Below are 11582 nucleotides of genomic sequence, written 5' to 3'. Positions count from 1 at the left end.
ATCAACGGGGCGTTAGGCAAACCCGAACAATCGACGCGGGGTGTCCCACATCACCGCACGGCGCTGCCGGGCATCCGGCATCAGGCGCTCGGCCAGTTTCAGCAGCGGCCCGTAGTCCACCCGCGAACGCTGGCGAATGAACGGCCAATCCGAACCCCACACACAGGCTTCGGCGCCAAAGGCTTCGAGCAGGGCCTGGACGTAGGCACCGCTTTGCTCCAGCAAGGCATCGGCTGCGGCGAACTTCTGCATACCGGACAACTTCACGCAGGCGCGGCCACTGTCGGCCAACCGCAGCAGCGCCTGGAAGCCGGCTTGCTGCACACCCGCCGCAACATCCGGTCGGCCGCAATGGTCGATCAGCAGGCGTGCATGGGCGCCTTGCAGCAGGCCATGCAGGTCAAGCAACTGGTCCTCACATACCTGCACCTGCGCAAACAGGCCAAGCTCGGCGAGTTTGCCGAACAGCCCATCAGCGTCCTTCAAGCTGGTTACCCCGTACAGCGCGGGGTTGAAGGCGATACCCACTACACCTTGCGACTGCAAGGCCGCCAGCGCATCGAGGCTGATATCCGCTTCGACCACCGCCACGCCCTTGAAGCGCCCCTGCCCGGTGGCCAAGGCATGCAGCAGGCAGCGGTTGTCGGTGTGGTAGCCGCTGTTGGGGCCAACCAGCAAGGCATGTTGCACCCCATAGGCATCCATCACCCGACTGAACTGCGCCTGGGTGGCGACCTCCTGCCCGGAAGGTGCATAGGGTGCGTCGGGGTGGTAAGGGAAACGCGCGGGGTCAAACAAATGGTTATGGCAATCGATCTTCGCTTCGTCAAAGATGGTCACGCAGCACTCCCGTCAAGCGCCACTGCGCTTGCCTGCAGATCTTGTTATTGTTCGCCGCAAGGGCGATCAGGCTGGGGTTTACGATACTGCGCGGCCGAGTTTGACGCTCATACCCAGATGGCGAAGACCATAACCGAAGGTAATACACATGCTGCTTGGCAACGAAGGCGCAGACGCAAACCCGATGGTATTCAAACTGCGGCACATGGAAGTGTTCCGGGCGGTGATGCTGACCGGCTCGATCAGCGCGGCGGCCAAGCTGCTTTACGTGTCGCAGCCGGCCGTGAGCAAGCTGATCCAGTACATCGAAGGGCGCCTGGCCTATCCGCTGTTCGAGCGCATCAACAACCGCCTGGTGCCCACGGCCGAAGCGCAGGTGCTGTTTCGTGAAGTCGAGCGGGTGTACCAAGCCGCGTTGGAGGTCAATGAATGCGCCCTGGCACTGGGCGCCGGTGGCCAGCGCAAGCTGCGCATTTCGTGCAGCGCGTCGTTGTCGACGGTGGTCATCCCCATCGCCCTGGCCCAGCTCAAGCGCGAGTCACCGTCGCTGAACATCGAGTGGCAAACCTCGCTGATGGGCGAAATGCCCAACCAGATCCTGTCGAAAAAGGTCGACCTGTCGATTGCCGCCCTGCCGGTGGTGCATGACCACCTGCATTCGCAGGCGTTCATGCGTGGGCGCATGGTGGTGGTGATGCCGCCCGACCACCCGCTGGCTGGGCAACCCACGCTGAGCTTGCAACAGTTGGAAGGCCATGCCTTGCTGCTGTTCCGGCCCGACATGCCGTTTGGCAAGCTGCTCGCCGAGCACATCGAGCGCAGCGCAGTGCAGCTGAAATCACTGTTGTCGTTTACCAATGCCAACGAGGCTGTGGCGCTGGTCAAACAAGGCATGGGCATCAGCGTGATCGACGAGTTCGTTGCGCAGGACAGCGGGCTGGCGGTGGTGCCATTGGCCGATGAAATTCACTTCGATATCAGCTTTGTCTATTCACGGTTCGAGCCGCCGTCTCATGCAGCGGTGCATTTGATGCGGGTGTTGCAGGGCCAGGCGCAGAGGCTTGGGAGAGCGGTGGCATCAAGCTGATGCAGATGGGTGCGACCTCTTGTGGAGGCTGGCCTTGCTGGCGACGGGGCGCGTAGCGCCGCTGTCACCGCTCTCCACCGCATCGATGATCGCCGCGTGCTCTTGCCAGGCGCAATGCTCGCAGCTGGGCGACTCATATCGGACGATGATCAGCGACGTCATCGGCGCCAGCCCGTTGAGAAAACGCGCCAGTGGTACGTTGGCGGCCAGGTGCGCCAGCCTCATGTGAAATTCGCCACCCAGGCGGATCGCCGTGCAGCGTTCGCCCTGCTCATGGTGCTGGCGTTCGCGTTCGACCAGCTGGAGGATCTGTGCCGGGCGCGCGCGCTGGGTGGCCAGGCCGATCAGCGTGGTCTCGGCCAGGCGCCGGGCGCTGAGCACCTGGCGCGCCTGCTCGGGCAAGGCGCTGCCCGGTCGCAGGCGCTGTTCGAGAATGGCATCGAACAGCCGAGGGTAGATCTGCTCCGCCGACAGGCGGGTTTCGCCGGCACCCAGCAGGGCAGAGAGCGTGGAGCATGTGCGGGTGCTGATGCCGCTGGGCTGCGACCTGGCGCAGGGTTACGGGCTATCGTCACCCGGCGCAATGGCTGGCCGCCTGCCGACTCATTCGCGATGGGCCTGGACCATGGTTTCGGTCAGCTCGCGCAGCAGTTCGGCTTCATCTTCCTTGCGACAACGCAGCAGCAGGTCCGCGGCTCTCTGGTAGAGGGTGTTCTCGTTGGGATAGCGACCGCTGGCCAGGTTGACGCGTTGCAGCACGCCGTTCATGCGCCAGGCAAGCCCATCCACATCGCCCACCTCACGCTCCAGTGCGTCGATGTAGAGCGCTGGCACTGCGGGGCCGGTATAGGCACCCGCTTCGGCCGACGGGTCAGTGAGCGTGTCGAAATATTCGGAGGCGCCCATCCAGCGTTCGGCCAGCCTTTCGAAGGCCAGTGGCCGTAAACGGCGCAGCCAGGCTCGCCAGAAGGGTTGGTCCACTGCCCAGTGTTCGAGGGCGGAGGCACTCGTGCCCTCGATCACGGCATCACCCAGGCGTTGCAGGGTCGGCTCATCGAGGTGCGCCAGTTGCGGGGAACGCATGGCCTGCGGTTGCGGCGGCAGGTTCAGCCTCTGTCGTAGCTGGATACGCGCATGCAGGGCCATCTCCAGTTCGTCGGGGTGATCGCTGACCAGTTCCCGATCGCTGATGCCATCGTCGGGGTGCAGGGCTGGAACGGGGTTGTCCGTCGGGTGATGGTCATCGGCCCGCAAGGCCCTGCGTCTGGCCAGCCGCGCCTGATAAAGAGCGCCGACGCGTTCGTCGAGCAGGCGCTGGCGCAGCAGCGCGCGGGCACTGTCCACGGCAACCTGTTCGTCGGCTTCGGCAGCCGCGGCATGGGCGACCGTCTGCCACACCGTCACTTGCGTCTCGACTTGCTGGAACAGCACGATGGCCTGGTCCACGCACTCCTGGGTGGCGTCCTCGAGCAGGTCGTTGATCTGCTGCTGCACCTGCGCCCGGCCCCAGCCGGTATCGGCTTCGCCTTCTTGCGTGCTGGACAGCATTTCGACCACGTGTTGCATGCGCTGGCGCATCTGGGTTGGGGCGTCCAGGAAGTCCTGTGTATCGGGCAGCCGTTCGAGTAGGTTGTAGAGCGGCTGCCACTGTGGATCGTCAGCCGTTTCGGCAATGTGCAAACGCAACGACTCAGGCCAGTCGGCGGCCCAAGGGTTGGCCTGTGCAAGGGCTGGGAGGGTGGTGAAGCCGGCCTGTTCGAGATTGGCCAGGGCCGCTTCGTCGAAAGGATTGCCGTTGAAGGAATAGGCAATGGCTTCGAGGTGATCGCGTACCGCGCGGGCAAAGGCTGTCTGGCTCAGGTCGGGGGTAACGGCGAGCTCGTTGGCGCTCAGGTCCAGCTGGCGCAGCACCAGAGGCTCCTGGTTCATGAGGGCCTCGAGCCCCGCCGGCCATTGGCTGATGTTGGTCAGTTCCAGGTCCAGTCGCTGCAGGCGTGTCCAGCCGCTCAAGTCGGGGGCCAGGGCCAGCGGGTTTTCGTACAGCGACAGCATCTCCAGACGGTTGAGCCCGGCCAGTGCGGTACGTGCGGCCTCATCCAGCACGATCGCGTTCTGAGCCAGGCTCAACCCGATCAAGGCCGGCCAGCGTTGCAGGGCCTGAAAGTGTTCGGCGGTCATGATCAGGTGGTTGAGGTCGGCCTGGAACCAGGCCAGCGACGGCAGGGCGCTGAGGCGCTCGAGCGTAGTCACCGAGAGGGTGTGAATGCCATCGGTGAGGTTGAGCCGTTGCAAGTGGGGCATACGTTCGAGCAGCGCGAGGCTTTCCTCCCCGTCCAGGTCAATGTTGTTTTCCGAGATATCCAGTGCCTGCAGTTCGTGCATCTCGGCCAATGCCTGGGGCAGGCGGCTGAGGCTGTTTTCCGCCAGGTCAAGCAGGCGCAGGCCGGGAAAGGCTTCGAGAAACGCGTTCAGGCCGGGCATGTCTGGGGTGTTGAGACCGTTGAGGTTGAGCAGGCGAACGTGAGGCAGGCCTATGGGCAAAGCGGGTACGCTGGTCAGGCCATGCCCCTCCAGCACCAGGTTGATATCGTCGATGTTGTCGTGCGGCCCTTCTGCGCTTTCCCGGCGCCACGCACTGCGAATGCGTTGCGCGAAGGTTTCGCGCAATCCATGTTGCTGTTCCTGCGCACCGGGCAGGAGGCCCTCGGGGGCGTGTACCCAGCGTTGCAGTACGCTGTCGAGTCGGCGGTAGTCCACCAGCAGTCGCGACAGCATGCGACCGAACGCGCCGGCAGACGGGCCGGCCTGGTGGCGCAGGCGCTGGCGCAGCATCTCCCGGTCGCCTTGCGGTGTGGCCGGGAACAGTTGATCGAACAGCTCGTCTTCAGTCCAGTAAGCGCGTCCTCGGCCACTGAGGCGATAGCCGATACGACGATCACCGGGTAGGCGGGTGGGCAGTCGGTACATCGGTCGAACCGGTGTCATGCCTAGGTCCAGAGCGGCTTGCCGACGGTCACGGGCGGCCAGTTCGAACAGGTTGTCGCGCAGCTTGCCCTGCTCATGGATCAGCAGCCCGAGTGCGTCACGTTCGCTGTCGGGCAACGCCTGCAGCATCGCGCGGTATACATCGCTGCGCCCCGCCAGCTCGTTGCCGAACGCGTCATGGGGGGTATATCCATCGGCGTTGCGCACCAGGGTCTTGGTGGGCAGCCCTTGCTCGCCTGTGCTGGCGAGCAGCCGCCCCCTGAGGTTCGAGTCGCGCAGTTCGAGGCGCAGCTTGCCGCGCCATCCAGGCAGACGGCGTAACGCGGCGAATGCCAGGGCATCGCGGTCGGTGGTGGCGCCGTTGCCATGGTGGAAGCGGGCAAGGGCCTTGCCGATGCGGCTTTCACGCAGGTACAGCCGTGCGGTCTCGGCCAGCCGCAAGGGCAAGCGCCCCGATTGCTGTAGCCGGGCGATGTCGCTGGCCGACGCCTGGGCGAGGATCTCCGAGCGGCTCGCCTGGGTGAGCGATGGGAAGTCGCGAGCCAGGATGGCGGTCAACGGCTGTTCGTTGGCCGGGACGCCGATCGGGTGTGCGCCGAGAGCTTCGAGGCTTTCGAGCAGCAACGCGGGGGTTGGTCTGTGATCCAGCAACACTCGGCGCAGCGCTGCGGCATCGTAGCCGCTGCATTGCAACGCTTTGCCGAGGGTTTGCGCATCCAGGCCTTGGGCAGCGGGGCCCAGGTGTTCGAGCAGGGTGTCGGCCTGCCAGTCCAAGGGGCGATCGTGTTCGAACAGCCATGTGCCCTGGCCGTTGCCGAGCAGTGTAGGCTGGTGCCGCTGTCCCCGGACCGATGGCAGGCGAGCGGTGCCGTCTGTGACCTGTTCGAGCGGCAGCGCCTGCCCGTCGCGCTCGAACCATGGCTTGCCCTCCCACAGGTACAGGCCTCGGCCATCACGGGCCTGGCCGAGTGGCCAGGGCCGGGGGCGGGAAAAGGGTGTCAGCTCACCGGACCACAGTCGCTGTTCACCGTCGGTGCCTACTGGTTGCCAGCTGTGCAAGATGCCCTGAGGTTCGATGAAGCGTCCCGCGGCGCCTAGGGCGGCGAACTGTGCAAGGCTTGCCAGCACGTCGAACAGGTGACCGATCGCGGCATCGGCATCGCCTTCGTTGGCGGCGTGCACGCCGTCGAGGAATTCGTCGACCACCTGCGCACCGCCGATGACCAGCATCACCTCGCCCAGACCGGGCACGAAGAATCCCGCCAGGTTGAGCACGGTCAGGCCGACGCCCAGCCAGCTCTGGATGCGGGCCAACTGGGCATCGGCATCACGTTGGGCGACTGGAACGGCCAGGATGGCGGCATCCTGCATGCGTCGCTCGACCTCGATGCGCGCGTACTCGACGAAGCCATCCCTAGGCCACGGCGTGAAGGTGATGTCCAGCCTCGCGTTCTTGTCGAGGGTTTCCTGCCAGAGGTCGGTAGTGGCAGGAAACACGCGTTTGAGCCAGCTGAAGCGTTCGCCATTCTCCAGCACGGGAGCAGATGGATGCAGCTCGGCATATGGGTAGCGCGGGTACAGGATCTGACGCAGCCGTGCGCTGAAAAGAGGTTGCTCGGCAAGACAGACAAAGCGAGTGAAGTACTCGCGCTCCTCTTGCTGCCACAGCATCTGGGTGAGCGCCGTGCTCGCGGCCTGCGCTGAGGGGTACTGGCGCAGTGGCTGACCAGGATGACCTGGCAGATACAGCAGGCATCGCTCGACAGCATCGCGCGGTGCGAGGCGGACCAGCATAGGGCCATGCAAGGGGATGCCGAACAGGCTGAGGAAGCCGCATTGCAACTGACTGCGTGCTGATTCGGCTAGACCGGCGAATATCGTTTCACCCATCAGTGCACCCTCGGCATCCAGATGCCCTTGCAGCGTAGCCTGGGTCAGCTCGGCAGCGAAGGTGGCCCGGGCGTACTGGCGCACCAGGTCGCGAAAACCGTCGGTATCTATATGGTCGCCCAGGTGATAGCGATAGCGCTGACCGAGGTCGAGATTGCGTACGCCGCTGACGAAGGTGGCCGCTTGTTCGCCCGAGCGCTTTTCAAGGCGGGTGGCCGAGTCGTACAGGGTGACGCGAGCGCCGGCATCGAAGTTCTGCAAGGCTGCCTCGAGCCAGCTATGGCCGTTGCCATCACTCCACACCCGAGCTTGGTCGACCTTGGGCAGCACCTGGTCCGGGAACCAGCGCTGCAGGGCTTGCTCCAGCAGCGGGCGGCAGAAGGTCTCGATGCTTTGCACCGGCGCCAGCGCCTCGCGCAGGCGGCGCATCGCGGCATGGCTCTGCCTGACGCGCTGCTTGAGCAACTGGCGCTCGGCCGTGGACGCCTGCGCGAACCAGGAAGGCATGCGCGTGTGGATGAAGGACAAATGCGGGGACAAGGGGGGCTGGGTCATCGTCGTTGCTCCATTTTCGGGGAGTACAGAGGCTAATGACCCAGGGCCCTGTGGTCGGGCTACATAATTGATGCCCAGCCGGTGGCCGTGTGTTTCACACCTGTGATGCCGTGCTTTTCACCGAGGCCAACTCCGGATGGGCCACCAGCTTGAGGACTTTGGCTGGCCCACGCTTGTGATTCGAGATCAGAGTGGCATTCAGCTGGCCATTCACCGCTCTCACTCCAGATTCTAATCCCTCCTCAAAACACAAGGCCGCTCCCACATGGACCGTACAGGGCTTAAAAACCTACTGTGGCCGACAGCAAGTAGGTGCGCGGTGTGGAAAGGGTCAAGCCGGGCTCACTGTCATCCGAAGCCCCCGCCGAGCTCCAGTAACGGTCATCCAGCACATTCTCGACACTGGCACGCAAGGTCACCTCGGCAGCATCCACCTTGAAGGCATAGCGCGCCCCCAGGTCATACCGCTCCCAGCCGTCGATCTGCTTGCTGTTGTTCTGGTCCAGGTACTGCGAACTGGAATGAATGCCCCGCGCCGTCAGGGTTAGGCCGTTCACGCCCGGCACATCCCACTCGGCACCGAGATTGACGTTGTATTCGGGCGTCGCTGGCGCGCGGTTGCCATCGAAGGCGCCACCCACGGTATCGGTAAGCTCGCTGTCGATGTACATCATCCCACCCAGTACGCGCACCCCCTGTACAGGCTCACCAAACACACTCAGCTCGATCCCACGGTTGTCGCGCTTGCCGTTGGGGCCGAACACCCGCGAGGTGGCGTTGGTTTCGTAGGCCGGCTGGCGAATGCGGAAGGCGCTGGCTGTGAACGCCACCGGGCCAAAATCGTACTTGGCTCCTACCTCAACCTGGCGGCTGGTGAACGGCGGGAAAATCTGGTCCTCGTTGATCGAGGTCGATGGCGCGATCTTGCCTTGGCTCAGGCCCTCCATGTAGTTGGCGTACAACGACAGCTGGTCGGTCACCTTGAGCAACACGCCACCCGACGGTGAGACCTTTTCTTCGTCATAGGCCGTGTCGCCTTTGATGCCGTCGCTCCAGTCATCCACCTGCACCCGCTGCCAGCGCGCCCCCAGGGTCAGCAGCAGACGGTCGGCGAAAAAGCCCAGCGTGTCGGCCAGGGCCACGCCGGAGAAGCGGTTCTCCGTGTAAACCTGCGGGTCGATGCGGGTTGGCGTACCCGGTGTCGGGGTGGCAACCGGGTTGTAGAGGTTGCTCGGCGCCGAGGCATAACGCGCACCGCCGTTGGTGAAGTCCATGTAGAAATAGCTGGCGGCCAGGTTCAGCTCATGGCTGACCGGCCCGGTATGAAACCAGCTGCGCAGGCCGGCCATGGCGGTGCGCACCGATTCGTCGCGAGTGAAATCGCGCGGCTGAACGGTGAAATCGCCGGCATCGTTGGTAATAGACACGTTGTGGCGCAGGAAGTCATGGTTACTCTTGCGCGCGCCGACTGCCCCATAGGCCAGCAGCGATTCGCTGATATCGTACTCGGCGTTCAGCGCACCGAAGGTGTCGTTGGTGCGCGCCTTGCTCCAGGCCTGAGCGTAGTTGTGGCGTACGTCATTGGCATCCGGCACCTTGGCATTCGCACCCACCAGCACACGCTCCTGCGGCGCGTCGGTATCACGCTCGGTATGCCCGAGGTCCGCTGAAAGCCGCAGCCGCTCGCCGCGAAAATCCAGGCCCAGCACGGCCATTTCGCGATCGACGCGCTGGTGGTCCCATTCGGTGTCACCGGCCTGCTTCACCCCATTGAAACGCACGCCGAACTGCTGCCCTTCACCAAAGCGTCGACCAACGTCCACGGCGCCACCTGCCTGCCCAGCCGACGCATAGCTGCCGGTGAACGCGGTGATCGGCTTGTCGCCGGCCCGCTTGGGCTGCACATTGATCCCGCCGCCCACGCTGCCACGGGGCGAAATGCCGTTGATCAACTGGCTGGGGCCTTTGATGATGTCGACCCGGTCGGCCATTTCCATGTCGATCGAGTAGGTCGGCAAGATGCCGTATAGGCCGTTGTACGCCACATCACTGTTGAACAGGCTGAAGCCGCGAATGGTGAACTGCTCGAAACGCCCACCCGCCGGGTTGGTCGCGCGCACCGAGGGATCACTGGCAATCAACTCACCCAAGGTACGTGCCTGCTGGTTCTTCACCAGCTCGCTGGTGTAGCTGGTGATGCTGAATGGGGTTTCCATGAAATCACGCGAACCCAGCAGGCCTTGAGCGCCCTGGCGCGCCACCTGGCCACCGGCGTATGGCTGCGTTTCGCTACCTGCAGCCAAGCCGCCGACGATGCTGGTCGGGGCGATTTCCAGTGCGCCGCTGGACTGTGTTGGTACCAGGGTGAAGGCGCCCTCACCCACCGGCATCAACTGCAAACCGCTGTCGCGCAGCAGCTGCAAGAAGCCCTCTTCGACACTGTAGTTACCGGACAGGCCGCTGCTGTGCCGGCCCTGGACCAGTGCCGGGTCCAGCGATAGGCTGACACCGGCCTGGTCGGCGAAGTGGGTCAACGCGGTGCCCAGGCTGGCGGGTGCTACCTGGTAGGTACGCCGGGCAGGCTCATCGGCCCACGCCGGTGCACACAACAACAGGCTCATCGCAAACAACGGATGTGCTGCGCGCGCCAGTGGGCGCGGGCGGCAAGACTTTACTGCAGGCATCGAACAAGGCTCCCCTTTATTTTCTCATACCGGTAATGACCGGCGAGTGAAAAAAAGGGGACAGCCTCATGCACGATTTTCTTGTGCGGCCAGGCTCACCCAATAACGCGTGCGGGTATGCACCTGCAACGGCAGGCTGGCGGCCAGCAAGGCCAGCACCCGGTCGGTATCGTCAAGGCGGAATGTGCCGGTAACACGCAGGCCCTCAAGCGCAGGTGCCCAACGCAACACGCCGGGGCGATACCTGCGCAGCTCGTGCAGCAACTCGCCCAATGGGCGATCATCCAACCGCAGCACGCCTTCGCGCCAGCCCAGTGGCCAAGCGTCGAACCCGTTGACAGGGCCGACACCCGCGGCCTGCAAACTGGCCTGTTGCCCGGCCCGCAACATCACTGCTGGGCCACGCAACGGCTGCAGACTGGCCATCCCATTGACCACCGACACCCGACAGGCCTCATCGACCAGACGCAAGCACACATCGCCTTCACTGAGCAGCACCTGGCCGTAAGGCACCTGCAGGCTCAGGAAAAGGTTACCGGGGACTTTGACTGCCACTTCGCCGCGCAGCAGTGCCACACGGCGTGCATCCAGGTCGATATTGACCGCACTGTCGGTGTTCAACTGCACGAAAGTTCCGTCGCTCAGCAGTACCTGACGGCGCTCGCCTACCGAGGTGCGCAGGTCAGCGGTCCAGGCATCAAGTGGCAGCTCGCGGCTCACCAGCCAGGCCGTCGGCAGCAGCGCCGCCACGCCCAGGGCCTGTTTGAGCAGCGCCCTGCGGCCGGCATCCGGGCGGTCCAGGGTGGCCATCGCCAACGCCCCGGGCAACCCGGAAAACCGCGCACGCAGCAATGCTGCCTTTTGCCAGGCGTCTTCGTGCAGGCTGTTGCTGGCGCGCCATTGCGCCAAGTGGCGCAAGTCAGTCTCACTGGCATCGCCGGAATCCAGCAGCGCCAGCCAACGGGCCGCTGCACGCAGCGCTTCGCGCGTTTGGGGAGGATTGTGGCTCATTGCAAGTCGGCCAGCAGGCAATGTTCATAGGCCTGCGCCATGTAGCGCTTGACGGAGCGTTCGCAAATACCCAGGCGCTGGCCAATTTCGGCGTAACCCAGGCCTTCCAGCTGGCTCCAGAGAAAGGCCTTGCGCACCGGCGCCTTCAGGCCGTCGAGCAACTCATCCAGTGCTTGCAGGGTTTCCAGCAACACCCAACGCTGTTCTGGCGAAGGCACATGCTGCTCGGGCAGGTTGGCCAGGGCATCAAGGTAGGCTTGCTCCAGGCTGCGCCGCTGGTGGAAGTTGCTCAGCAGGCGCTTGCCCACGGTCAGCAGGTAAGCGCGCGGTTCGCGAATGTCTGCCAGTGGCTGGGCACTGGCCAATACCCTCAGAAAGGTATCTTGGCTGAGGTCGGCAGCATCCCAGGCATTGCCCAGACGCCGACGTAACCAGGTTTCAAGCCAGCCGCGGTGCTCCCGGTACAGGGCAGGCAGGCTTGGCTCGGTTGGCGGCGCGGCGTCTATCATCGGGAAGGCCCTGCGGCGGTG

The 11582-nt window shown here is 64.3% G+C and carries 7 protein-coding genes; 1 reads left to right on the top strand and 6 read right to left on the bottom strand.

Going from position 1 to position 11582, the window contains the following annotated elements:
• Nucleotides 1–12: 12 nt before the first annotated feature.
• Nucleotides 13–840 (bottom strand): amidohydrolase family protein, encoded by an 828-nt coding sequence (locus tag ACNQP3_RS11670; RefSeq protein WP_012271989.1) that lies wholly within the window; start codon nucleotides 838–840, stop codon nucleotides 13–15.
• A 148-nt stretch (nucleotides 841–988) separates the two neighbouring features.
• Here ACNQP3_RS11670 and ACNQP3_RS11665 point away from each other — a divergent pair, with 148 nt between their 5' ends.
• Nucleotides 989–1927, top strand: a complete 939-nt coding sequence (locus tag ACNQP3_RS11665) for a LysR family transcriptional regulator (protein WP_012271988.1) — start codon at nucleotides 989–991, stop codon at nucleotides 1925–1927.
• Here ACNQP3_RS11665 and ACNQP3_RS11660 read toward each other — a convergent pair.
• The 5 genes from ACNQP3_RS11660 to ACNQP3_RS11640 form a co-directional block, all read right to left on the bottom strand.
• The gene (locus ACNQP3_RS11660; protein WP_375774280.1) at nucleotides 1919–2458 is read right to left on the bottom strand and encodes an FCD domain-containing protein; all 540 of its coding nucleotides are present in this window, start codon (nucleotides 2456–2458) and stop codon (nucleotides 1919–1921) included. The genes ACNQP3_RS11665 and ACNQP3_RS11660 overlap by 9 nt on opposite strands.
• A gap of 72 nt (nucleotides 2459–2530) precedes the next feature.
• The gene (locus ACNQP3_RS11655) at nucleotides 2531–7357 is read right to left on the bottom strand and encodes a dermonecrotic toxin domain-containing protein (protein ID WP_264317054.1); all 4827 of its coding nucleotides are present in this window, start codon (nucleotides 7355–7357) and stop codon (nucleotides 2531–2533) included.
• A gap of 281 nt (nucleotides 7358–7638) precedes the next feature.
• Nucleotides 7639–10041 (bottom strand): TonB-dependent receptor, encoded by a 2403-nt coding sequence (locus ACNQP3_RS11650; RefSeq protein WP_264317053.1) that lies wholly within the window; start codon nucleotides 10039–10041, stop codon nucleotides 7639–7641.
• A gap of 66 nt (nucleotides 10042–10107) precedes the next feature.
• Nucleotides 10108–11052, bottom strand: coding sequence for a FecR domain-containing protein (locus tag ACNQP3_RS11645; protein ID WP_060494243.1), 945 nt, complete (start codon nucleotides 11050–11052; stop codon nucleotides 10108–10110).
• Nucleotides 11049–11561 (bottom strand): sigma-70 family RNA polymerase sigma factor, encoded by a 513-nt coding sequence (locus ACNQP3_RS11640; protein ID WP_012271984.1) that lies wholly within the window; start codon nucleotides 11559–11561, stop codon nucleotides 11049–11051. Before ACNQP3_RS11640 ends, ACNQP3_RS11645 begins: the two co-directional genes overlap by 4 nt.
• Nucleotides 11562–11582: the final 21 nt, after the last annotated feature.

Origin of the sequence: Pseudomonas sp. LFS074 (assembly GCF_047978165.1) — a bacterium.
Lineage (GTDB): Bacteria > Pseudomonadota > Gammaproteobacteria > Pseudomonadales > Pseudomonadaceae > Aquipseudomonas > Aquipseudomonas putida_P.
The sequence above is the reverse complement of the archived record's forward strand: the minus strand, read 5'-3'. Positions and strand labels throughout refer to the sequence as shown.